Source organism: Campylobacter sp. TTU_617 (assembly GCF_016599045.1).
In the GTDB taxonomy this organism is placed as follows: Bacteria; Campylobacterota; Campylobacteria; order Campylobacterales; family Campylobacteraceae; genus Campylobacter_D.
On record NZ_JAENKV010000007.1, the window covers coordinates 22652 to 46238 of the forward strand.

The following is a 23587-nucleotide window of genomic DNA, read 5'->3' on the forward strand; positions in this document are numbered from 1 at the left end:
AATTAATTATTAAAAATTCTAAGGAGAATTGATGCATCCAGGTAATATGTTAAATTACGATTATACGGTTGCTAAATATTTTATGTTTACTACTATAATTTTTGGGATAGTTGGAATGGCTATAGGAACTCTAATAGCTTTTCAAATGGCATATCCTAATTTAAATTATTTAGCAGGAGAATATGCTACATTTTCAAGATTAAGACCTTTGCATACTTCAGGGGTTATCTTTGGTTTTATGCTTTCTGGTATTTGGGCAACTTGGTATTATATAGGACAACGTGTTCTTAAAGTTAGTATGGCAGAATCTCGTTTTTTAATGGCTATAGGTAAAATACATTTTTACCTCTATGTTTTAACTATGCTTATTGCCATTATTTCTTTATTTGCGGGAGTTACAACTTCTAAAGAATATGCTGAACTTGAATGGCCACTTGATATTATGGTTGTTTTAGTTTGGGTCTTGTGGGGTGTTAGTATTTTTGGTCTTATTGGAATTCGTAGAGAAAAAACCCTTTATATATCTCTTTGGTATTATATTGCAACCTTCTTAGGTATAGCAATGCTTTATCTCTTTAACAATATGGCTGTTCCTACATATTTTGTTTCTGGTATGGGAAAATGGTGGCATAGTGTTTCTATGTATGCTGGAACAAACGATGCTTTAGTTCAATGGTGGTATGGGCATAATGCAGTTGCTTTTGTCTTTACTGTAGGAATTATTGCTCAAATTTATTATTTTTTACCAAAAGAAAGTGGACAACCTATTTTTTCGTATAAGCTTTCTTTATTTGCATTTTGGGGCTTAATGTTTGTTTATCTTTGGGCTGGAGGACACCATTTGCTTTATTCTACTGTTCCTGATTGGATGCAAACTATGGGTTCTATTTTTTCTGTTATACTTATATTACCTTCTTGGGGATCAGCGATTAATATTTTACTTACTATGAAAGGTGAATGGGAGCAATTAAGAGAAAGTCCATTGATTAAATTTATGATTCTTGCTTCAACCTTTTATATGTTTTCAACGCTTGAAGGTCCTATTCTTTCTATAAAATCTGTAAATGCTTTAGCTCATTTTACTGATTGGATTCCTGGCCATGTTCATGATGGAACATTAGGTTGGGTTGGTTTTATGACTATGGCAGCACTTTATCATATGACTCCTAGAATTTTTAAAAGAGAGCTTTATAGCAAATCTTTAATGGAGGCTCAATTTTGGATACAAACAATAGGAATTGTGCTTTATTTTAGTTCGATGTGGATAGCAGGTATTACACAAGGAATGATGTGGAGAGCTACCGATGAATATGGAAATCTTCTTTATGCTTTCATAGATACTGTTGAAGCTATTATTCCTTATTATTGGATTAGAGCTATTGGAGGATTATTGTATTTGGTAGGATTTTTTATGTTTGTTTATAATATTTATAAATCAATTACTTGTGGCAAAGTGCTTAATAAAGAGCCTAAAAATGCTTCACCTATGGCAATATAAGGAGAAAAAATGTTTAGTTGGTTAGAAAAAAATCCATTCTTTTTTGCTGTAGCGGTTTTCATTGTAATTGCTTATGCTGGAATCATAGAAGTTTTACCAAATTTTGCAGAAAGTGCAAGACCAATTGAGGGTAAAAAACCTTATTCTGTTTTACAACTTGCAGGAAGAGCGATTTATATTAAAGAAAGTTGTAATGCATGTCATTCTCAGCTTATTCGTCCTTTCAAGTCTGAAACAGATCGTTACGGGATGTATTCTTTAAGCGGTGAATTCGCTTATGATAGACCTTTTCTTTGGGGATCAAAAAGAACAGGACCAGATCTTGCACGTGTAGGGAATTATAGAACTACAGATTGGCATGAAAATCATATGTTAGATCCAACTTCCGTGGTTCCTGGATCTATTATGCCTTCTTATAAACATATGTTTACTAATGATGCAGATATAGAAACAGCTTATGCTGAAGCTTTAACTGTTAAAAAAGTTTTTAATGTTCCTTATGATAAAGAAGGACAAACTAAACTTGGAACTTGGGAAGAAGCGCAAGAAGAAGTTAAACTTGAAGCTAAGAGTATAGTAGATGAAATGAAAGATCAAGAAGTAAAAGATGCTTTTGCTAGAGGGGAAATAAAAGAAATTGTAGCTTTAATTGCTTACTTAAATAGTTTAAAGTAAAAATTATGAAAGATTTAATAATAATATTTGATGTTTTTAAAAATCTTATTACTTTTAACTTATCTGCCATTTCTAAGTCTGAATGGCAGATTTTTCAAGGTTATGGATTTTTTGTATTTGTTGTTTTTTTAGCTATTGTTTTGTATGCATATTATTTTCATCTTTATAAAAAAGAAAAGATAGGCGAAAGAAATTATGAACAATATGCAAAACTTGCTTTGAATGATGATATTAATGATAGTGTTTTAGAAAGTAAAAGGAGTGCTTAATGCAATGGTTAAATTTAGAAGATAATATTAATCTTTTATCTTTAATAGGTGCAATCTTAATTATTTTAATTACTTTAATAGTTGTAAATAGAATTTTTAAGCAAATTAAAGAGAAAAAGAAAGAAGATTTGGAATTAAGTGAGCATAGTTGGGATGATATAAAAGAATATAAAAATAATATTCCTATAGGATGGTTAGTTGTTTATGTTTTAACTATTGTTTGGGGTATATGGTATTTTTTATGGGGGTATCCTTTAAATTTGTATTCAAGAATAGGTGAATATAACGAAGAAGTAGCTTTACATAATGCTAAATTTGAAGAAAAATTTAAAAATTTAAGCGAACAAGATAGAATCACTATGGGTGAGAATATATTTTTAGTCCAATGTGCAGCATGTCACGGAATTACAGCAGATGGAATGAATGGAAAAGCTCAAAATTTAAATATCTGGGGTTCAGAAGAAGGTATAGTTGAAACAATAAAAACTGGATCTAAAGGAATGAATTTTTCAGGTGGAGAAATGCCAGCTGCTTCTGATTTAGGCATAGAAGATGAGGATATAAAAGCAATTGCTGCTTATGTTGCTAAAGAGCTTTCTGCTATTAAAAAAACAAGTAATGAAGATTTAGTAGCAAAAGGCAAAGAAGCTTATGCAAGTTGTGCAGCATGTCACGGAGAAGATGGAAAAGGACAAGATGGAGCTTTTCCTGATCTAACAAAATATGGTTCAGCTTCTTTTGTTGTAGATGTGTTAAATAGCGGTAAAAAAGGTTTTATTGGTTCTATGCCATCATTTCCATCTTTAAATGATATTCAAAAACAAGCCGTTGGTGAATATGTAATTTCTCTTTCAAGGGGTGAATAATGGAAAATATAAAAAGATCAGTATTTTCATTATCTGGAGTAAGTGGTTTATTGATTGCAACTTTACTTTTAATTATCATTTTAGTTGTTCTTACGATATGGGGGATTAAAGCGCAACAAGAAGTTATGCAAAAACCATATACTTTGAAAAATACACAAGAAATTAAAATGCTAGGTTCTAAGGTTGAAGATTTTAAAGCAATAAAGGAAAATAATGAATAAGGTTTTAGAATATTTAGTGGTTATTGGTCTTTTTGTTACAGCGGCTATTACAGCTTGGTCTGTTTTAAGTATCAATCATCTTAATATAGGATGAGAGTACTTTTAAAAGGCATTTTTTTTGCCTTTTTATTCTTTTTTCCTTATAAAATTTTTGCTTTTGATGCAATTATTTTAAATGAAAATGTTTTAAATGATAAAGTGATTAAAGAAATAAATCTTATAGGAAAAGAGCTTTATGATAAAACAGGTATTTTCGTAGGTGTTGCTATAGCAGATCAAACCCCTTTTGAAGACTTATTTAAACTTCAAGAACAGCTTGTTAAACCCAATGTTTTATTAATGCTTTCAAAAATTTCACATAAAGTTGATATTATAGGAACTAAAGATTCTTTGCTTTTTTTTGATAAAAATAAGGTTTTAAGTCCTTATCCTAGCACAGGAACTATATTGCCCATTCTTGTTTCTAATAAAGGAAAAGATATTTATAACGCTGCTGTTTTAAATGGATATGCTGATATTTGTGATAAAATCGCAAAATATTTCAATCTAGAGCTTGAAAATTCTATAGGCAATGCAAATCGTGATACTATAAATATTTTAAGAATTTTAATTTATGGGTTTATTTGTTTTTCATTGCTTTATTTTGTGCAAAGAAAAATGAAGAGGAAGAAAAATGGTTAAAAAAACTTTTTGGCCTTATGGAATTTTACTTTCTATATTAGCTATTATTATAGCTTGTATTGCAACAATCATTATAGCAAGTGATTATCCTGTATATGAGGATAATTTTTATTTTGATACCTATCAAAATGTAGAATCAAATTTTAATAAAATTCAAAATAATCAAAAACAATTTGATGAAAATTTTAAATTATATATTAAGGATAAAGAAAGTTTTATATATAAAAATAAATCAATTTATTATATCAATGAAGGGCAAAATGAATTTAGAATTTTTATTAAAAATTTAAAAAATTATGATTTAAATAAACTTCAAATCAAAGCCTTGCTCTCACGTCCGCATACAAACAAAAGCGATGAAAAATTGCAAGTAAAATTAGATGCTAATGAATTAGTTTTTGATTTTGATATTAAAGAAAAAGGCAATTGGCAATTACTTTTAAAAATTACTCAAAATGAAAATAGTATAGGTTTTTTTAAATTCTTTTTGCAAACTAAATAATGAGACTTTTTGTATTTAGCTCTTTAAGAGCTTTAAGAAAATATTATGAGGAAAAGTTAAAAGAAAACACTTTAGTAGATCCAGCTATGAGTATAGCTGAGTTTATGCAAAAATTAGTTTTTTCTGAGCATTTTGAAGCTACACGTTATGAGTGTTTGCTTTTGATGCAAAAAGCCTGTGAGCAAACTAAAAATTTAGAACAGAGTTTAAAAATACCAAGTAATTTTTTTGCATTTTTAAAAAATAATGCTTATTTATTTAGTTTTTTTAAAGAGTTAAGTTTAGAAAAAAAAGATATTAGCGAATTAAAATTTCACGATGCTTATGCACAATATGATGAACATTTGCAAATTTTAGAAGAACTTTTTAAAAGCTATTTAACCTTATTAAAAGAACATAATTTATATGATGAAATTTCTTTGCCTTTAAATTATAAAATTAATGTTGATTTTTTAAAAAATTACAATGAAATCATTTTTGATTTTCAAGGATTTTTAAATGCTTTTGAGGTTGAGCTTTTATTAGAAGCTAAAAAACTAATTCCTATTAAAGTGCAATTTAATTGCACTAAGTTTAATAAAGATTTTTTAAGCTCTCTTAGCTTTTTACAAGGGTTTAATTTTAAAGAAAATTATTCTTATTTATTTGATTTAAATCAAAATCAAATTTTAAAAGAATACTCTTTTTTAAAGGAAAATAAAATTAGCTATAAAAGTTTTAATTTAAGAACTTTACAAGCAGCTTTTGTTTTTGAAAAAATTAATACTTTTTTAAAAGCAGGTATTAGTGCAAAAGATATTGTAGTGATTACACCTGATGAAAAATTTGTAGATATTTTAAGATTGTATGATAAAAATAATGTTTTAAATTTCGCAAGCGGAGAGAGTATTAAAAATACATATTTTTATCACAAATTAAGAACTCTTTATGAAAGTGCTAAAGATGATGAGTTTGAATATAAAATAAATGATGATTTTTATAATGAGCAAAACTTAAATAAACATTTGTGCAATTTGCATTTTTTTTCCAGTGTAGATTTTCAAGAATTTAAAAAACTTTTTAATGAAAATATTTCTTTTGAATTTTTTGAAAATTTTATATCTCAATTATTAGAAAATAGTGAAAATGAATTAAAAGATTATGTTATCAAAGAGCTTATTTTTATCAAAGAGCTTATTAAAACTCATAAGCTAAATTTTGCACAAATTTTAGAATTATTTTTTATGCAAATTGATAATATAAAATTAAGCAGCGTAGGTGGTGGAGAAGTTACCGTTATGGGTCTTTTAGAAAGTAGGGGGCTTAGCTTTGATGGGGTAATTATAGTTGATTTTAATGATGATTTTATCCCAAAAAGAGTTTCAAGTGAATTATTTTTAAATAACGAAATCCGTAAAAAAGCAGGACTGATTACACACAATCAAAGAGAAAATCTACAAAGACATTATTATTATACATTAATAGCTAAAGCAAAATTAGTAGGTATTTCTTTTATAGAAAATGAAGAAAAAATCAAATCAAGATTCTTAAATGAACTCGAATTTACTTTATATGAAGATAAAATTTATAGCAATAATGCTTATTTAAAATATTTTCATACCTATCAATGCTCTTTCAATCTTGGGCCTATTACACACATAAAAGCTAAACATAATTATTTTAAAGAAAATCTATCTTATTCAAGGCTTCATCTTTTGATTAATTATGGCTTAGATTATTATTATAAATATGTTTTATGCTTAAAAGAGCCAAAAAATTTAAATGATACACTCAAAGCAAACGAATTTGGAAGTTTTATCCATAAAGCTTTAGAAATTTATTACACTCAAATTTCAAACAATCATTTTGATTATGAAGCTTTTATGCAAGTGGTTAAAAATATAAAGCAAAACAACATAGATGCATTAAATCTTGCTCTCATTGAGGCTATATTTAAAGAATTTCAAATACTTGAAAATGAACATTTTGAACAAGGTTATATTGTAAAAGAACGCGAATTCCCTTTACTAAGGGAATTTATCACAGATAATGGAGTAAAAATTAATACCTTTGGACGCTTAGATAGGATAGATTGTAATGATGAAGAAAAAATGATTATAGATTATAAAAGCGGAAAAGCAGATGATAAATCCTATCAACTTGCTTTTTATAAGTTTTTATTAGAGGGTAAATATCCATTAGAAAATATAAAAGCTTGTTTTTATGATTTAAAAAATATTAAGATTATAAATGAGAATGCTCAAAGTAAAAGTGTGCAAGAGCTTAAAGATTTATTTAGCAAGCTTGCCAAAGAGCCTTTAGAAAAAGAATTTTACAATCAAAAAAATGACAATATTTATAGTCCTTATACTATGCTTTATAAAAAGGAGTTTAAGTTTTGAGTTCTAAGTTTGAACCTTTTTTAGCCCTAGAAGCTAGTGCAGGAAGTGGAAAAACCTTTGCTTTAAGTGTGCGTTTTGTCGCATTAGTTTTAATGGGTGCTAAAATCAATGAAATTTTAGCACTTACTTTTACCAACAAAGCTACAAGTGAGATGAAAGAAAGAGTTTTTAAAACTTTTTTAGAATTTGATATGCTTGAAAATGGTGAAGATAAAGCGGAATGTAAAGAACTCATGAAAATGCTAGATAAAAGCAAAGATGAACTTATAGCTTTAAGAGAAAAATATAAAGAAGATTTTTTAAGATCAAAACTTAATATCTACACTTTTGATAGTTTTTTCTCTCAAATTATTCGATCTTTTGCTTTGAATTTAGGCTTTATGAGTGATTTTGAAATCATACAAAGTCAAGATAGTTATAAAAATTTTATCAGTAAGTTAAATAAAGAAGAATTAAATACTTTAGCATATTACATAATCCAAACTAAAAGTAAAAGTGATTTTTTGAAAAATCTTGAGAGTTTATATGAAAAATCTTGTGAGATTAAAACTATTAAAAACGTTCATTTTCCAAGCAAAACTTCTTTAGAAGAAAGTCTTAATAAATTTATAACTTATGCAAAAACTTTAAGCACTGATAAAAATTATCAAAAAAATTTTAATTTTGAAAATATAGAAGATTTTTTTACCAAGCCTATTATTTGTGATTTAGAAAAAAAATACTTTGAAAAAATCATTGATAGTGAGTTTTTGCAAAAAAGAGCTGAGTTTTTACAAAAGGTAAAAGAGTATTTTATCCAAATGGAAAATTATCGCATCAATATACTTGCCAAGCTTTTAGCACATTTTAAAGAAGCAAGAAATGAAGATAATATTAAGCAAAATGCTTTAACTTTCTCAGATATAGCCTTAAAATGCTATGAGTTAATTAGCGATGAGGCAAATAAAGACTTAATTTATTTTAGGCTTGATGGCTATATTTCACATTTATTAATCGATGAATTTCAAGATACCAATGTTTTACAATATCAAATTTTAAAGCCTATTATAGCTGAACTTGTTTCAGGTGAGGGTGTGAAAAAGAATAGAAGTTTTTTTTATGTAGGGGACAAAAAACAAAGTATATATAGTTTTAGAGGAGGTAAAAAGGAGCTTTTTGATAAACTTTTAAAAGATTTTCCACAAATTAAATTAGAACATTTAGATACAAACTATCGCAGTAAAAAACTTATAGTTGATTATGTAAATGAAGTCTTTAAAGATAAATTCTTTGATAGCTTTAATAGATCTAGTTTTACTTTGCAAAAGAGTGTTAAAGAAGGCGGATATGTAGAAATTTTACAAAATCAAATTGCTTCAAAAAGCACTTTGTATCAAGCAAGTGGTAAGGAAGTTTTAAAGATTATTCAAAAACTTTTAGAAAAAGGAATTAAACTTAGTGAAATTTGTATTTTAGCATGGATCAATAAAGATGCTACTTTAATGAAAGAATTTCTTGAAGAAAATGGCATTAAAGCTTATACACAAAGTAGTGTTGATTTAATGGATTGTATTAGTGTAAGGGTGCTTTTTGAGTATGCTAAAGCTTGTGTGTTCAAAGATGAATTTAGTTTATATTTTGTAAATAGTATTTTAGAAAAAGATCTTGCCTATACTGAGCTTGATTTAAATCGTAGCGTGGGTAAAATTTTAAAATATTTAGTTCATATCTTACAACTTGATTTAAGTGATATAAATTTAATCGCATATTTAGAGTATGCTAGCACTTTTGATAATTTTATAGATTTTTTATTTTATCCTTGCGAATTAAAATCTTTACAAGCTCAAGATGATGGAGTAAGTATTATGACTGTGCATAAATCCAAAGGGCTTGAATTTGAAAATTTAATCGTCCTTGATAGACTTAGCAAGGGTAGCAATGAGGCTCAAACCTTGATGTTTGAATACGATTTAGAACAAGGTTGGGAAGTAAAATACAGACATAGTGTAAGAAAATATCTAGAAGATGAAAACTATAATTCTTTTTTGATGAAAAGAGAAAAACTTCAAGCAGAAGATGAGGTAAATTGTTTATATGTAGCATTAACTAGAGCTAAAAATTCTCTTTTTATTATAAAAAATGATGAAAGTTTTAAAACTTTTAAAAGTTATTTTAAAGACTATGAAGAAAAACAAATTGGCATTTTAGAAAACAAAGTTCAACATCAAGAAAAAAGTTTAACAAATTTAGAACAAATTGAAGAATTTGAACAATTTCAAAAGGTAAATTTACAAGAGGTTAAAATAAAAAGCCAACTTTTTAGCAAGCAAATTCATTTTGGTTTAGCTTTGCATGAATTTTTGCAATATTTTGATTTTAATACAAAAAATAATTTTGAATTTTGCAAACAAATGATATATAAAAAATATCGCTTTTTCTTAGATGATGAAAGTTTTAAAGATCTTTTTAAAAGGCTTGCTATGCTTTTAGAAAATGAAAATTTTAATAAACTTTTATCGCAAAAAACACTATTAAAAGAGCAAATCATCACTTATAATGGTGAGCAAAAACAACTAGATATGTTAGCACTTAACGATGATGAAGCTATCATTATAGATTATAAAACAGGTTTAAATTTAAATGAACATAAAAAACAAGTTTTGCTTTATAAAGAAGCTATAGAGAAAATTTTAGCTAAAATTTCCACTAAAGCATTTTTGGTATATGTTTTAAAAGATAAAGTGGAAATTATAAAAATATAGAAAAAATATATAAATAGACCACAATAAAAAGTTTTTTTAATACTCCAAATAATGATTTTTAATCAACAAAACAGAAATTTATTGACAATATATATAATTATAATTTATATTATTAGCAAGGAGTAGAGTTTTGGATTATTATTTAAAATGTATTAAAAATTATGCAAATTTTAATGGTAGAGCAACGCGTAAAGAGTATTGGATGTTTACATTATATAATATTATCATTTGGTTTATTTTTGCTATTTTGGCAAATTATATCTCTAATTTTTTTGCGATAATATTTGGTTTATATTTCATATTTACATTTTTACCAAATTTAGCTGTAAATACTAGAAGATTACATGATATTAATCTTAGTGGATGGTGGCAACTGATAGGGTTGATTCCATATGCATACATTGTTCTTATCATACTTTTTTGTCTTAAAGGTAATGATAATGCAAATAGATTTGGCTTAAATCCATTGCAAGAAATAGAGTAATTTTAAAAAAGTTAAAATATTTTTATTTTAACTTTTAAAAACTATTCAAATTGCAAAGATTAAAATTATAAACCAATTTATCGAATTTAAATTCTATTATAATTTCCCCCTTTTATCTATAAAACTATATTTTCCATTTTAGTTAATTACAAGTTTAAATTTAAAACATAAAAAAACAAGTTTTACTTTATAAAGAAGCTATAGAGAAAATTTTAGCTAAAATTTCCACTAAAGCTTTTTTGGTATATGTTTTAAAAGAATGGAAGGTTGAGATAATATCTCTTTAATAATAATATATCGTATTTAGGTTCTATGATAATTTTTCCATTTTTATCTATAACTCCCCATTTCCCATTTAATTTAACTTGAGCTAATCCTTCCTCAAAAATAATATTATCGTATTTAAGTTCAATCACAATTTTCCCACTTTTATCTATAAATCCGTATTTACCATTTAGCTCAACTTCGGCTAATCCTTCTTTAAAGTTAGTAACACTATCAAATTTAGGTTCAATCACAATTTTCCCACTTTTATCTATAAATCCGTATTTACCATTTAGCTCAACTTCGGCTAATCCTTCTTTAAAGTTAGTAACACTATCAAATTTAGGTTCAATCACAATTTTCCCACTTTTATCTATAAATCCGTATTTACCATTTAACTTAACTCGAGCTAATCCTTCATTAAAACCCCAAATATCATCAAATTTAGGTTCAATCACAAATTTTCCATTTTTATCTATAAGATCCCATTTACCATTTAACTTAACCCGAGCTAATCCTTCTCTAAACTCATAAACATAATCAAATTTAGGCTTAATCACAAATTTTCCACTTTTATCTATAAATCCATATTTACCATTTAGCTTAACCCAAGCTAATCCTTCTCTAAACTCCTCAATATCATCAAATTTAGGCTCTATAACAAACTTCCCACTTTTATCTATAACTCCCCATTTCCCATTTAGCTCAACCCAAGCTAATCCTTCATTAAAACTATAAACATAATCAAATTTAGGCTCTATAACAAACTTCCCATTTTTATCTATAAGACCCCGTTTTCCATTTAACTTAACCCGAGCTAATCCATTATAAAAGTCAAATTCAGGGTCATCAAGCTTAGGCTCTATAACGAACTCTCCACTTTTATCTATAAGACCCCATTTCCTATTTAACCTAACTTTGGCTAATCCTTCTTTAAAATCCCAAATATCATCAAATTTAGGTTCAATTGCAATTTTTCCATTTTTATCTATAAAACCCCATTTGTTATTTAATTTAAATCCTGTATTTAATTTAAATCCTGCTAATCCTTCTTTAAAATCCCAAATATCATCAAATTCTGGTTTTATTATGGTTTTTCCATTTTTATCTATAAAACCCCATTTGTTATTTGATCTTATTATTATTGAATGTTTAGATATAAATATATTAAAACAAGCTTCGTTGTTTCCTTCATTGCATTTTTCTTGATAGATATTTTGAAGTATTTTACAACTAGATTCGTCATAGTTATAACATTTTTTTTCAAGGCTATTTATATAAATTCTGCTATATTTTCCACCATAAAAATACTGATACATACTTGCTGAAGCTATCAAAAATAAAAACACTACACTAGCTATGAATTTACTTTTGTGCTTTATGATGAATTCTTTTCTTTGTTTTAGTTTCTTTTCTCTTTTTTCTTGAGCTATTTTTCTTTCTTCTTCGATTTTTCTTTTTCTTTCTTCTTCTAATCTTTTTAACTCTTCTTGTCTTTTTCTTTCTTGTTCTAATTTCTCTTTGGCTTTTGGATCGTATAAATTATTACTTCCGCATTCTTTACAGAATTTAGCTATATCTAAATTTTCTTTATGACATTTATTGCATATAAGCATTATATACCTCTTGCTTTTTTGATGATTTCATAAGCTAGATTGATTTTTCTCATCATTTCTTGAGCTATTTTTAAGAGTTCAAGAGGAATTTCTTTAGAATTAAGACTATCATAATGATACTCCTTGGCTAATTTTCTATAATTTTTTTTGATAGTTTCAAAATCGTCATTGATTTGACATTGTAAAATTTCATAAGCTTGTTCTAAAGTGATTTTAAATTCTTTATCTTCTTGTTTTTGGTAATTTTCTTGTTTGTTTTTTTGATTAAAATCATAAATTTGCTCATATCTTAGTTTTATTTCTCTAAAGCTTATAAGATTTAATCTAAGTCCTATGATGATATTTTCCATTAAGGTATTTTCATTTGCATTTATTTTTTTATCAAAATATATAAGATCAAGTAGCAAACAAATCAAAAAATCTGCTTCTTTTGCATTTAAAATACGCATACTAGAGCAAAGTTCATCGATACTTCTACCTTTATTTTTCTCTTGCTCAAAAATCTTTGCATAAGTGCTTCTAAATCCACTATACTCTTTAGAGTAAAACAAATCTATTTTATCAAGCAAAGAAGATATAAATTTGGATAATTCTTTTGTGATGATTCTATTATCTACTTTTGACATTTTTGCTAAAAATGCCACCATAATGGCAGGATTTTTACTATAAATATAATTAAATCTTTGTTTAGCTGGATGATTTAACTCAGCTCCACAAAATATACAAAATTTTGCATCTTTTTCTAGAACACTTTTAAGACAAAATTTGCAAGTTATTAAATCTTGTAATTTAAATTTTGAAAATAACAAAATAAAACCTTGATTTTTAAATAAAATAAAAATTTATTTTAACTATAAATTACTTAAATAATGATATTTTAAAAATTTAATTTTAGTTATTTACAAAGCTTTATATATTCTTAAATTAAGCTATTTATAAGTTTATTTCAATATAATCACAATTTAAAATTTTTGGCAAAGGTAAAATAATGACAAAGATAACAAAGCCAAACGAAGTAAAACGTGAATGGATCGTTTTAGATGCTGAAGGAAAGCGTTTTGGTCGTCTTTTAACAGAGGTGGCAACTATTTTAAGAGGTAAAAATAAACCTTGTTATACTCCAAATGTTGATTGTGGAGATTATGTTATAATCATCAATGCTTCTAAGGCAGTTTTTACAGGAGCTAATAAAGCAGAAGATAAACTTTATCACAGACATTCAGGATATTTTGGAAGTGTAAAAAGTGAAAAATTTGGTGATTTATTAGCAAAAAATCCTGCAAAATTATACAAATTAGCAGTTAGAGGTATGCTCCCTAAAACAAATTTAGGAAGAGCAATGCTTAAAAAATTAAAAATTTATGCGGGTAGTGAGCATCCACATACAGCACAGCTTGCTAAAGAAGGAAAATAATATGGCAACAATTTATGCAACAGGAAAAAGAAAAACAGCTATTGCAAAAGTTTGGTTAAAATCAGGAAGCGGAAAAATTAGTGTAAATGGTATCGATTTAAACACTTGGCTTGGCGGACACGAGTCGATTAAACTTAAAGTAGTTCAACCTTTATTGGTTACTAAGCAAGAAACTTCTATGGATATTCGTGCTATAACTTTAGGTGGGGGATATAGTGCTCAAGCTGAAGCTTTAAGACACGGAATTTCAAAAGCTTTGGCAGCTATGGATGTAGACTTTAGAGCCTTGCTTAAACCAAAAGGCTTGCTTACTAGAGATAGTAGAAGCGTTGAGCGTAAAAAATACGGACGCAGAAAAGCAAGAAGAAGTCCGCAATTTTCTAAACGTTAATAATTTTAAAACATTATTATTTAAAATTATTAGTTATATTCAATTAGTATTATTAAATTTAATACTAATTGATTTTTAATATACTATTAATATTTTTTAAATAACTACAAAGTTAAAACTTCAATTTTATACTCTATTAAAGCTTTTTTAATTTATTTTTAATTTTTGTTAAACGCCTTTTAAGAGAATTAATAGTAAATTTTTTACAAAATATAAAATTAAGGAAGGTCTTAATGAGTAAAGTAATGAAAACAATGGATGGAAATGAAGCAGCTGCTTATGCTGCTTATGCATTTACTGAAGTAGCAGGAATTTATCCTATTACTCCAAGTTCTCCTATGGCTGATTATACTGATATATGGGCATCTCAAGGAAAAAAGAATTTATTTGGTGTTCCTGTTAAAATTGTTGAAATGCAAAGTGAAGCTGGTGCTGCTGGATCAGTTCATGGATCTTTACAAATGGGAGTTTTAACAACGACTTATACAGCTTCTCAAGGTTTACTTCTTAAAATTCCAAATATGTATAAAATAGCTGGTCAGCTTTTACCAGGTGTAATCCACGTTGCAGCAAGGGCTTTAGCTTCTCAAGCACTTTCAATTTTTGGAGATCATCAAGATATCTATGCTGCAAGACAAATAGGTTTTGCTATGCTTTGTTCACACTCTGTTCAAGAAACAATGGATTTAGCAGGTGTTGCTCATTTAGCTGCAATTAAAGGTCGTATTCCATTTTTACATTTTTTTGATGGTTTTAGAACAAGTCATGAAATTCAAAAAATAGAAGTTATGGATTATGCACATTTTGATCGTTTACTAGATAGAAAAGCTCTTTTAGAATTTAGAAATGCAGCTTTAAATCCTGAAAATCCTAAAACACGTGGAACAGCGCAAAATGATGATGTTTATTTCCAAACTAGAGAATTAAATAATCGCTTTTATGACGCCCTGCCAGATGTTGTTAATGAATATATGCAAGAAATTACCAAAATCACAGGTAGAGAGTATAAACCTTTTGTTTATTATGGTGATGAAAATCCAGATAGAATTATTGTTGCTATGGGTTCATCTACTCAGACTATCGAAGAAGTTGTTGATCATTTAAATTCAAAAGGAGAAAAAGTAGGTCTTTTAAAAGTTTATCTTTATAGACCATTTAGTTTAAAATATTTCTTCAATGTTATGCCAAAATCTGTTAAAAAAATAGCAGTGCTTGATAGAACTAAAGAGCCAGGAAGTTTAGGAGAGCCTCTTTATTTAGATGTTAAATCTGCTTTCTATGGAAAAGAAAATAGTCCTATCATAGTAGGCGGTCGTTATGGACTTTCTTCAAAAGATGTAGATCCTGCACAAATTATAACAGTGTTTGAGAATTTAAAACAAGATAAACCAAAAGATGGTTTTACAATCGGTATTGTAGATGATGTAACACATACGTCACTTCCTTGTGGAGAAAAAATTTCTTTAAGTGATGAAAGCACAATAGAATGTTTATTTTATGGTCTTGGTGCTGATGGAACCGTTGGAGCAAATAAAAATTCTATTAAAATTATCGGAGATAAAACAGATTTTTATGCTCAAGCTTATTTTGCTTATGATTCTAAAAAATCTGGTGGTTATACTAGAAGCCATTTAAGATTCTCTAAAAAACCTATTCGTTCAACTTATCTTGTTTCTACTCCTCACTTTATAGCTTGTTCGGTAGCAGCTTATCTAGAAATTTATGATGTTTTAGCAGGGATAAGAAAAGGAGGAACTTTCCTTTTAAATAGTATTTGGAATGCTGAAGAAACTATAAGACAACTTCCTAATAAAGTTAAAAAAACTTTAGCAGAAAAAGAAATTAATTTTTATATTATTAATGCAACTAAACTTGCAAGAGATATAGGACTTGGAAATAGAACTAATACTATTATGCAATCTGCTTTTTTCAAATTAGCAAATATTATCCCTTTTGAAGATGCACAAAAATATATGAAAGAATTTGCTTATAAATCATATAATAAAAAAGGTGATGCTATTGTAGAAATGAATTATAAGGCTATTGATGTTGGAGCTGATGGTCTTGTAAAAATAGAAATTGATCCTTCTTGGAAAAATCTTGATATTAGCGAGAAAGAAGGAGTTAGTGCTTATAAAGGAACTGAATTCGTAGAAAAGATCGTTAAACCTATGAATGCTGCCAAGGGTGATGATTTGCCTGTTTCAGCATTTTTAGGTTATGAAGATGGAAGTTTTGAGCATGGAACTACAGAGTATGAAAAAAGAGGTGTTGGCGTAATGGTTCCTAGATGGATAGAAGCAAATTGTATCCAATGTAATCAATGTGCTTCTGTTTGTCCTCACGCAGTAATTCGTCCATTTTTAATTGATGATAATGAAATGAGTAAGGCTCCAAGAGGGGTAAAAGAACATGCCTTAGAGGCTAAGGGAACAAAAGGTGAAAAACTTAGCTTTAAAATTCAAGTTTCACCACTTGATTGTACAGGTTGTGAGCTTTGTGTTCATGAATGTCCTACTAAAGAAAAATCTTTAGTTATGGTTCCACTTCAAGAAGAAATAGATTTTGGTGAGCAAGAAAATGCTGATTATCTTTTTAAAGAAATTGTTTATAAAGATCATATCTTAAATAAAGAAAGCACTAAAGGAGCTCAATTTTCTCAACCATTATTTGAATTCCATGGAGCTTGTCCAGGATGTGGAGAAACTCCATATATCACTTTAATCACAAGATTATTTGGTGAAAGAATGGTTATAGCTAATGCAACAGGTTGTAGTTCTATTTATGGAGGTTCAGCTCCTTCTACTCCTTATAGAAAAAGTGTTAAAAATGGTCATGGTCCAGCTTGGGCGAATTCTTTATTTGAAGATAATGCAGAATTTGGTCTTGGAATGAAGATTGCAACAGAAAATACACGCAATAGAATTGAGCATATTATGAATGAAAATATGCAAAATGTTCCAAATTCTTTATCTGCTCTTTTTAAAGAATGGATAGCAAATAAAAATGATAGCATTCTTTCTTTTGAAGCTAGAAATAAATTAATTCCAATTTTAGAGCAAAATAAAGACATTAAAGCTGTAAAAGAAATTTTAGAGCTTAAGCAATTTTTAGGAAAAAAATCTCAATGGATTTTCGGTGGAGATGGTTGGGCCTATGATATAGGTTATGGTGGGCTTGATCATGTTTTAGCAAGTGGAGAAAATATTAATGTTTTAGTTTTAGATACTGAAGTATATTCAAATACTGGAGGTCAAAGTTCTAAAGCTTCAAGAACGGGTGCGGTAGCACAATTTGCAGCAGCAGGAAAACCTATACAGAAAAAAGATCTAGGGCAAATTGCTATGACTTATGGTTATATTTTTGTTGCACAAGTAAATTCAAATGCAAATTACAATCATTTAATTAAAGCATTAATAGCTGCTGAAGCTTATGATGGTCCTTCTTTAGTTATTTGTTATTCTCCTTGTATAGCTCATGGTATCAAAGGCGGTCTTGGATATTCAGGAGAGCAAGGTGAGCTTGCTACAAAATGTGGATATTGGCCTATTTATACTTTTGATCCACGTTTAGAAGAAGAAGGTAAAAATCCTTTAAATATAGCAAGCAAAGAGCCAGATTGGGATTTATATGAGCAATTTTTAATGAATGAAGTGCGTTATAATTCTCTTAAAAAAGCTAATCCTGATCACGCTAAAGAATTATTTGAGCGCAATAAAAAAGATGCACAAAGAAGATATAGACAATTAAAACGTATTGCAATGTCTGATTTTAGCAACGAAAAAGAGTAAAAATTTTTGAAAAATCTTTTTTACTTTTTTCTATTTTTTACTGCAGTGTCAGCAAGTTCAGATTTTGAAGCTTATTTTGATTCTTTAAACAAAAAAGAATCAAAATTTAATTTCTCTAGTCTTCAAAATCCTTTTTTTAATCCAAATTTTAATGAGATTCAAAATTTAAAAATTCAAGCTATTTTTTTAAATAAAGTTAAAATTAATAATACATGGTATAAAGAAGAAGATAAAATTAATGAAGCAAAAATTAAAAAAATAAAATCTGATAGAATTATACTTGAGTATGATGGGTTTGATATAGTAGCAAAGCTACGTACAAATGATAAAATTTATATTGATTAAATTTTTAATCTTTACTTCTTTTGTTTATGCAATTGATTGCCAAAAAAGACTTTTTAATATAAAATCTAGCGAGAATTTAACTATAAAAGAAAGCTTAGAAGAACTTTCAAATTATTGTTCATTTAGTATTATTGTTAAAGATAAATTAGCTAAAGAAAAACTTTTACAAACTCAAATAATCAATATAAATCAAATGACCTTGGAAGAAATTTTTAAATTTTTTCTTGAAGATAATGATTTAAATTATAATTTTAATGGAAAAATTTTAAAAATATCAGCCATTGAAACAAAAATGTTTAAAATTAGTTATATAAGTTCTATACGAGAAGGACAAAGTATTACAAAAGCTTCAGTAGATGCTAAGCCAAAACAAGCTGAATATATCCAAAATGAAGATATAGAAGATAATATGATTAAAAGTATGGAAAAATTTGATTTTTGGAAAAATATCGAACAAGAAATTACAGCGCTTTTGCATAATACTTATGATGAAATAGAAGTTAAAAAACCTATTATTAATTCTAATGCTGGAATTATTATAGTAAGTGGAACAAGGACTCAATTATTAAAAGTTAAAGATTATTTGCAAAAACTTGAACAAAGACTTAAAAAGCAAGTTATTATTGATGTAAGTATTATTGCTGTATCTTTAAACAAAAGCCATTCTAGTGGAATTAATTGGCAAAAATTTAATATAGATTTTAGTTCTAAAACCAATGATGGAAAAAATTCTTTCATAGGAGTTGAAAATAACAAAGGTTTTGTTAAAAATTTAGGTTTTAGAGCTGATTTAAATTTTGATTCTATTTTAAATTTTCTTTCTCAAAATGGAAAAACGAAAGTTTTATCAAATCCCAAACTTATGGCATTAAATAATCAACAAGCCATTATTTCTATCGGAGATACAATCAATTATCAAGTAAAAGATACATCCAAAGGGACTGAAAATGGAACAACAGTAAGTGAAAGTTTTAGTAATTATTCTATTTTTATAGGAATTTTACTCAATATCCTACCAGAAATTTCTGATGATGGCAAAATAATGCTTAGAATTAATCCAAGTTTAAGTGATTTTAAATATCTAGAAGATAATCAAAGACAAAAAGAACCAAGAACTATAGCACCTGATACCATACAAAAAAAGCTTTCAACTGTTGTACAAGTTGAAAATAATCAAACACTTATTTTAGGAGGTTTAATCAGTCATAATCAAAATAAAGATGAAAATGAAGTTAATTTCTTTTCAAAAATTCCTTTAATAGGAGAGTTTTTTAAATCAAGTGATGAGCTTTCTAGTATAAATGAAATAGTATTTATTATAACACCTATTTTAGTAGAAAATTCTATAAATACCCCAAGTTTAAAAGAGTTAGGATTTAAACATTATGAATGATGTTATTAACATTAAAAATCAAGATTATATTTTAAATCGTATAAAAGAAGAGCTTTTAAAACAAAAAAGTTTTATATTGTTGCTTGGTAAAAGTGGTAGTGGAAAAAGTGTTTTACTCCAAAAATTAGCTAAAAATTTTAAAAATTTAAAATTTAATGGAATTTTTAAAAATAAAGAAGAATTTGAAGGGTTTTTAAAACCTTATATCAATAAAAAAGAAAATATTGTTGTTTTTCTTGATGAAATAAGTATATATGATAATGATTTTTTAGAGCTTATAAGAATTTATAGTGATTTAAATATAAGTTTTGTTTTAAGCTCATACAAAAAGCCTTTAATTTTTAAAAAAGAGCATTTTAAAAGCCGTATTCATTTTGAGTTTTATCTTAAAGAATTAAACTTAGATGAACTTAGAGCTTATATTAGTGATAAATTTAATATTAGCTTGTGCAAAAGCGATCTTAAACTGATAAAAAAATATTATAGTGCTAATTTAAGAAATATTGATAAAGTAATTAAAAGTTTTAAAGAATTTAAAAATTTCTTTAAAAATAGTAAAAAAGAAAATTATCTTTTAAAGCTTAGCCTGTTTGAAAATAATTTGTTAGGTTAAAATGCAAGAGCGTGTAAAAAAACTTGAATTAGAATATAAAAAATTCTTAATTAAAAAATATTTGAAGTATTTTTTATCTTTAATATTTTGTTTATCTTTAATATTTTGTTCTTATTTTATTTTTAATGAAATTCAAAAAAAAGAAGTTTTATTAAAACAAGTATTAAAAGAAAAACAAGATTTAGTATCAAAACTTCAAAAAGCTAAAATACAAGAAGAAAAAAATAAAATTATTAAAGAAAAACTTCGAGAAACAAATTTAAATCAATTTGAAATGAAACAAGAATTGCAATTTGAAATTTCATCTATGATTTACAATTTATCAGTTTTAAAAAATGAATTTTACAAATCTCCTAGTTTTGACAAAGCTTTACTTTTATCAAAAATGTATTATCAAAATAAAGATTATAAAAAATCTATTTTTTGGTCTTTAAAGGCAAATGAGATAGATAAAAATCATAAAGAACCTTGGTTTTTATTTATTAAGGCTAAGGAAGCTTTAGGTGAAAATGATGAGGCAAAAAGAGCTTTAGAAACTTATAAATTTTATTATGAAATAGAAGTTGATAAATTTTAGGACTTATATTTGGAAAAAGAATTTTTAGAAAAATTAAAACTATTGGGTTTTAAAGAAGAGAATTTGGATTTTGAAAATATTAAATTTAAAGAATTTTTATTTAATTCTTATGTAAAAGATGAAATTAGCATTGATGAGCTTTGTTTAAATTTGAATATAGATTATAATGATTTTTTAAAATCTTTGGCTAATTTTTATAATCTTGATTTTTTTGAATGGAAAGAATTTGATGATAAGCTTAAAGTACCGCTTTCTTATGAAATTTTATTAAATTATCAAATTTTACCTTTTAAAATAGATGATAAATTTATTTATATAGCTTCTTTTAAACCTTGTTCTCTAGAAGTTTTAGAAAAAATTCAGAGATTTTTTAAAGATAAATTTGTAAAAAATATTTTAGTTAATCACATTGAATTAAAAGCTAAATTGCAAAAACTTAAAGTTTTAGCACGCCTTCAAGAATTAAGCTTAAAATTAAAAGAAGAGTTAGCCAATAATCTAAAAAAAGATGATAAAAGTTCTATTAATCAGATTTTTGATTTTTTAATTTATGAATCTATTAAATTTTGTGCCAGTGATATACATATAGAAGCAAGGGAAAAAGATGCTTTAATAAGATTTCGTATTGATGGAATGCTTAATTATTTTTGTATTTTAGATAAAGAGATTTATCAGGCTTTAGTTTTTTATATCAAATTTTTAGCTAATTTAAATGTAGCAGAATTTAGAAAAGCTCAAGATGGAAATTTTGAGTTTGAAATTGATAAAGAGCATTATGATTTTAGAATTTCAACTCTTCCTTTAATGTATGGAGAAAGTGTTGTTATAAGAGTTTTAAAACACGATTTAAATTTATTAGATCTTAATAATTTGGGTTTTAATAAATTAGAATTAGCACTACTTCATAAAAATATTAATTTTCCACATGGTATGATTTTATTAACTGGTCCTACTGGGAGTGGAAAAAGCACTACTTTATATGCTTGTTTAAATGAAATTAAGTCCATAGAAAAAAAGATCATTACTATTGAAGATCCTATCGAATACAAAATGTCTCTAATCCAGCAAATTTTATTAAATCCTAAAGCAGGACTTGATTTTCATAATGCTTTAAGGTCTATTTTAAGACAAGATCCTGATATTATTATGATAGGTGAGATTAGAGATGAGCAAAGTCTTGACATAGCTATTAAATCAGCTTTAACTGGACATTTAATTTTAAGCACTTTGCATACAAATAATGCTATTTCAACTCTTACGCGTTTAATAGATATGAATGTAAAACCTTATCTTTTAGCCTCTAGTTTAAATTTAATTATTGCTCAAAGACTACTTAGAAAACTTTGTCCTTATTGCAAAAGACAAAGTGATAAAAAATATAAAGAATTTGATGGTATTTTCTATGAAAGCAAGGGTTGTGAATATTGTAATTATAGTGGTTTTTTTGGAAGACAAATGGTTGTTGAGGTTTTAGATATAAATGATGATATAAAAGAACTTATTAGAATGAATAAAGGAGAAAAACAAATTTTAGAATGTGCAAGAAATAATGGCTTTAAAAATATGTTTGAAAATGCTCTAGAAAAGGCTAAAGAAGGTCTTATAAGTTTAAATGAGATTATAAGAGTTTTAGGATGAAAATTTATGAGCTTAGCTTTTTGAAAAATGGAGTAAAAGCTAAAAAAATAATTAAAGCTAAAAATCTTAATACAGCTCAATCTTTAGCCTTAAAACAAAATTTAAATATCTTAGAGCTAACAGAACTCAAAAAAGAAAGTTTTAGTTTTTTTAAAATTTCAAACCAAGATTTTATTTTATTTTTTAAAGAATTTTCTTTTTTACTTGAAGCAGGTTTGAGTGTTTTAGAGGCTTTAGCAGAGCTTGAAAAAAGTTCTTTTAAAAAAGAACTTAAAAAAACAATAAAAACTATAGATGAAAATTTAAATTTAGGACAAAGCTTAAGTGAGGCTTTTAAAAATTCTCATTTTAACTTAAGTCATAGTGAATTAGCTCTTATAAAATTAGCTGAAAATACTGGAAAACTTTCTTATATTTTCAATCAAATTGTTTTAATAAGACAAAAAATCACAAAAGCAAAAAAATCTTTTACCAAGTCAATTAGATATCCTTTAATAGTGTTAATATCTATTTTTATTTCTTTTATCTTTTTAATTTTATTTGTTATTCCGCAATTTAAAGATTTATTTGATAATTTTAATATAAAACTTCCTTTAATCACGCAAATTTTACTTCAAACTTATGATTTTTTACATTCTTATTTTTTTCTTATTTTAGTTTTAGTTTTTATATTTATGTATTTATTTGTGATTTTTTATAAAAAATTTTATTTTTTTACTTTAATGAGTGATTATTTTTTTCTTAAAATTCCAATTATTTCCAAACTTATTTTATATTATCAAAATTATCATTTTTTTAGTGTTTTTTCTTTACTTTTAAAAAGTGGAATTTCTTTAAATAAAGCTTTAGAATTTGCTATTTTTGGAGTAAAAAATGAATTTTTAAAAAATAAATTAACTCAAATTTTATCTTTACTCGATCAAGGTTTAGAATTAAGCGAAGCTTTTAGAAGGGTTAAAATTTTTGATCCTTTGGTTATTTCTATGTTAAATATTGCTATGAAAAGTTCTAAACTTGATATTTTAAGTGAGCAAATTGCTTTATTTTATGAAACTAAACAAGAAAACATAATGGAAAAAATATTAAGTTTGATAGAGCCTTTTATGACTTTATTTGTAGCTTGTTTAGTGCTTTTATTAGCCTTGGGTATATTTTTGCCTTTGTGGGAAATTAATAATATTCACTCTTTTTAAGAGTTAAATAAGATATAATTTAATTTTTAGATTT

At 26.3% G+C, this 23587-nt stretch carries 22 protein-coding genes and 2 pseudogenes; 20 read left to right on the forward strand and 4 right to left on the reverse strand.

The window, feature by feature from the left end:
- The first annotated feature begins 31 nt into the window (after positions 1-31).
- From ccoN to GQV94_RS04595, 11 genes are all read left to right on the forward strand, one after another.
- On the forward strand, positions 32-1498 hold the full coding sequence (gene ccoN, locus GQV94_RS04550) for a cytochrome-c oxidase, cbb3-type subunit I (protein ID WP_200169862.1): 1467 nt from the start codon (positions 32-34) through the stop codon (positions 1496-1498).
- 9 nt (positions 1499-1507) lie between these two features.
- Complete coding sequence (gene ccoO, locus GQV94_RS04555) at positions 1508-2173, forward strand: cytochrome-c oxidase, cbb3-type subunit II (RefSeq protein ID WP_200169863.1); 666 nt, start codon at positions 1508-1510, stop codon at positions 2171-2173.
- Between the two features lie 5 nt (positions 2174-2178).
- Positions 2179-2442 carry a cytochrome c oxidase, cbb3-type, CcoQ subunit gene (locus GQV94_RS04560; protein WP_200169864.1) on the forward strand — a complete coding sequence of 88 codons (264 nt, stop codon included), beginning with the start codon at positions 2179-2181 and terminating at the stop codon, positions 2440-2442.
- Positions 2442-3308 carry a c-type cytochrome gene (locus GQV94_RS04565; RefSeq protein WP_200169865.1) on the forward strand — a complete coding sequence of 289 codons (867 nt, stop codon included), beginning with the start codon at positions 2442-2444 and terminating at the stop codon, positions 3306-3308. The genes GQV94_RS04560 and GQV94_RS04565 overlap by 1 nt, the downstream gene beginning before the upstream one ends.
- Positions 3308-3529, forward strand: a complete 222-nt coding sequence (locus tag GQV94_RS04570) for a DUF4006 family protein (RefSeq protein WP_200169866.1) — start codon at positions 3308-3310, stop codon at positions 3527-3529. The genes GQV94_RS04565 and GQV94_RS04570 overlap by 1 nt, the downstream gene beginning before the upstream one ends.
- Positions 3522-3623 carry a hypothetical protein gene (locus tag GQV94_RS07800; protein WP_234126382.1) on the forward strand — a complete coding sequence of 34 codons (102 nt, stop codon included), beginning with the start codon at positions 3522-3524 and terminating at the stop codon, positions 3621-3623. The genes GQV94_RS04570 and GQV94_RS07800 overlap by 8 nt, the downstream gene beginning before the upstream one ends.
- The gene (locus GQV94_RS04575) at positions 3620-4210 is read left to right on the forward strand and encodes a hypothetical protein (RefSeq protein WP_200169867.1); all 591 of its coding nucleotides are present in this window, start codon (positions 3620-3622) and stop codon (positions 4208-4210) included. The genes GQV94_RS07800 and GQV94_RS04575 overlap by 4 nt, the downstream gene beginning before the upstream one ends.
- Positions 4203-4712, forward strand: a complete 510-nt coding sequence (locus tag GQV94_RS04580) for a FixH family protein (protein WP_200169868.1) — start codon at positions 4203-4205, stop codon at positions 4710-4712. The genes GQV94_RS04575 and GQV94_RS04580 overlap by 8 nt, the downstream gene beginning before the upstream one ends.
- Complete coding sequence (locus tag GQV94_RS04585; protein WP_200169869.1) at positions 4712-7093, forward strand: PD-(D/E)XK nuclease family protein; 2382 nt, start codon at positions 4712-4714, stop codon at positions 7091-7093. The genes GQV94_RS04580 and GQV94_RS04585 overlap by 1 nt, the downstream gene beginning before the upstream one ends.
- Entirely contained in the window at positions 7090-9834 is a 2745-nt protein-coding gene (locus GQV94_RS04590) for a RecB-like helicase (RefSeq protein WP_200169870.1), read from the forward strand. The genes GQV94_RS04585 and GQV94_RS04590 overlap by 4 nt, the downstream gene beginning before the upstream one ends.
- Before the next feature lie 130 nt (positions 9835-9964).
- Complete coding sequence (locus GQV94_RS04595) at positions 9965-10318, forward strand: DUF805 domain-containing protein (RefSeq protein WP_200169871.1); 354 nt, start codon at positions 9965-9967, stop codon at positions 10316-10318.
- Positions 10319-10569: 251 nt separating this feature from the next.
- Here the strand turns inward: GQV94_RS04595 and GQV94_RS07940 are convergent, their stop codons facing one another.
- From GQV94_RS07940 to GQV94_RS04605, 4 genes and pseudogenes are all read right to left on the reverse strand, one after another.
- Positions 10570-10857: a WG repeat-containing protein gene (locus tag GQV94_RS07940; RefSeq protein WP_442778707.1), complete on the reverse strand. Its 288-nt coding sequence runs from the start codon at positions 10855-10857 to the stop codon at positions 10570-10572.
- Between the two features lie 18 nt (positions 10858-10875).
- Positions 10876-11163 (reverse strand): annotated as a pseudogene (locus tag GQV94_RS07945) (WG repeat-containing protein); the annotation flags it as partial.
- An 18-nt stretch (positions 11164-11181) separates the two neighbouring features.
- Positions 11182-12198 (reverse strand): annotated as a pseudogene (locus tag GQV94_RS04600) (WG repeat-containing protein); the annotation flags it as partial.
- The gene (locus tag GQV94_RS04605; protein ID WP_200169873.1) at positions 12198-13007 is read right to left on the reverse strand and encodes a DnaJ domain-containing protein; all 810 of its coding nucleotides are present in this window, start codon (positions 13005-13007) and stop codon (positions 12198-12200) included. The pseudogene GQV94_RS04600 and the gene GQV94_RS04605, both read right to left, overlap by 1 nt.
- Before the next feature lie 179 nt (positions 13008-13186).
- Between GQV94_RS04605 and rplM the strand changes: the two genes are divergently transcribed.
- The 9 genes from rplM to GQV94_RS04650 all read left to right on the forward strand — a co-directional run bounded on the left by rplM (position 13187) and on the right by GQV94_RS04650 (position 23553).
- A complete protein-coding gene (rplM, locus tag GQV94_RS04610; RefSeq protein WP_131163121.1) occupies positions 13187-13612 on the forward strand; it encodes a 50S ribosomal protein L13 in 426 nt (141 codons plus the stop codon).
- A gap of 1 nt (position 13613) precedes the next feature.
- A complete protein-coding gene (gene rpsI, locus GQV94_RS04615) occupies positions 13614-14003 on the forward strand; it encodes a 30S ribosomal protein S9 (RefSeq protein WP_200169874.1) in 390 nt (129 codons plus the stop codon).
- Positions 14004-14236: 233 nt separating this feature from the next.
- Positions 14237-17794: a pyruvate:ferredoxin (flavodoxin) oxidoreductase gene (gene nifJ, locus GQV94_RS04620; protein WP_200169875.1), complete on the forward strand. Its 3558-nt coding sequence runs from the start codon at positions 14237-14239 to the stop codon at positions 17792-17794.
- Positions 17795-17839: 45 nt separating this feature from the next.
- On the forward strand, positions 17840-18139 hold the full coding sequence (locus GQV94_RS04625; RefSeq protein WP_200169876.1) for a transformation system protein: 300 nt from the start codon (positions 17840-17842) through the stop codon (positions 18137-18139).
- The gene (gene mshL, locus GQV94_RS04630; protein ID WP_200169877.1) at positions 18117-19532 is read left to right on the forward strand and encodes a pilus (MSHA type) biogenesis protein MshL; all 1416 of its coding nucleotides are present in this window, start codon (positions 18117-18119) and stop codon (positions 19530-19532) included. Before GQV94_RS04625 ends, mshL begins: the two co-directional genes overlap by 23 nt.
- The gene (locus GQV94_RS04635) at positions 19525-20145 is read left to right on the forward strand and encodes an ATP-binding protein (RefSeq protein ID WP_200169878.1); all 621 of its coding nucleotides are present in this window, start codon (positions 19525-19527) and stop codon (positions 20143-20145) included. Before mshL ends, GQV94_RS04635 begins: the two co-directional genes overlap by 8 nt.
- A gap of 1 nt (position 20146) precedes the next feature.
- A complete protein-coding gene (locus GQV94_RS04640) occupies positions 20147-20722 on the forward strand; it encodes a CDC27 family protein (protein ID WP_200169879.1) in 576 nt (191 codons plus the stop codon).
- Between the two features lie 78 nt (positions 20723-20800).
- The gene (locus GQV94_RS04645) at positions 20801-22360 is read left to right on the forward strand and encodes a GspE/PulE family protein (protein WP_200169904.1); all 1560 of its coding nucleotides are present in this window, start codon (positions 20801-20803) and stop codon (positions 22358-22360) included.
- The gene (locus GQV94_RS04650) at positions 22357-23553 is read left to right on the forward strand and encodes a type II secretion system F family protein (RefSeq protein WP_200169880.1); all 1197 of its coding nucleotides are present in this window, start codon (positions 22357-22359) and stop codon (positions 23551-23553) included. The genes GQV94_RS04645 and GQV94_RS04650 overlap by 4 nt, the downstream gene beginning before the upstream one ends.
- Positions 23554-23587: the final 34 nt, after the last annotated feature.

Excerpts from the sequence above, each read along its gene's own strand:
- GQV94_RS04635 (WP_200169878.1), top strand. The coding sequence starts at position 19,525 with ATGAATGATGTTATTAACATTAAAAATCAAGATTATATTTTAAATCGT.
- GQV94_RS04560 (WP_200169864.1), top strand. The coding sequence starts at position 2,179 with ATGAAAGATTTAATAATAATATTTGATGTTTTTAAAAATCTTATTACT.
- GQV94_RS07800 (WP_234126382.1), top strand. The coding sequence starts at position 3,522 with ATGAATAAGGTTTTAGAATATTTAGTGGTTATTGGTCTTTTTGTTACA.
- GQV94_RS04565 (WP_200169865.1), top strand. The coding sequence starts at position 2,442 with ATGCAATGGTTAAATTTAGAAGATAATATTAATCTTTTATCTTTAATA.
- GQV94_RS04650 (WP_200169880.1), top strand. The coding sequence starts at position 22,357 with ATGAAAATTTATGAGCTTAGCTTTTTGAAAAATGGAGTAAAAGCTAAA.
- ccoN (WP_200169862.1), top strand. The coding sequence starts at position 32 with ATGCATCCAGGTAATATGTTAAATTACGATTATACGGTTGCTAAATAT.
- GQV94_RS04640 (WP_200169879.1), top strand. The coding sequence starts at position 20,147 with ATGCAAGAGCGTGTAAAAAAACTTGAATTAGAATATAAAAAATTCTTA.
- ccoO (WP_200169863.1), top strand. The coding sequence starts at position 1,508 with ATGTTTAGTTGGTTAGAAAAAAATCCATTCTTTTTTGCTGTAGCGGTT.
- GQV94_RS04575 (WP_200169867.1), top strand. The coding sequence starts at position 3,620 with ATGAGAGTACTTTTAAAAGGCATTTTTTTTGCCTTTTTATTCTTTTTT.
- mshL (WP_200169877.1), top strand. The coding sequence starts at position 18,117 with ATGATAAAATTTATATTGATTAAATTTTTAATCTTTACTTCTTTTGTT.
- rplM (WP_131163121.1), top strand. The coding sequence starts at position 13,187 with ATGACAAAGATAACAAAGCCAAACGAAGTAAAACGTGAATGGATCGTT.
- GQV94_RS04570 (WP_200169866.1), top strand. The coding sequence starts at position 3,308 with ATGGAAAATATAAAAAGATCAGTATTTTCATTATCTGGAGTAAGTGGT.
- rpsI (WP_200169874.1), top strand. The coding sequence starts at position 13,614 with ATGGCAACAATTTATGCAACAGGAAAAAGAAAAACAGCTATTGCAAAA.
- GQV94_RS04585 (WP_200169869.1), top strand. The coding sequence starts at position 4,712 with ATGAGACTTTTTGTATTTAGCTCTTTAAGAGCTTTAAGAAAATATTAT.
- GQV94_RS04580 (WP_200169868.1), top strand. The coding sequence starts at position 4,203 with ATGGTTAAAAAAACTTTTTGGCCTTATGGAATTTTACTTTCTATATTA.
- nifJ (WP_200169875.1), top strand. The coding sequence starts at position 14,237 with ATGAGTAAAGTAATGAAAACAATGGATGGAAATGAAGCAGCTGCTTAT.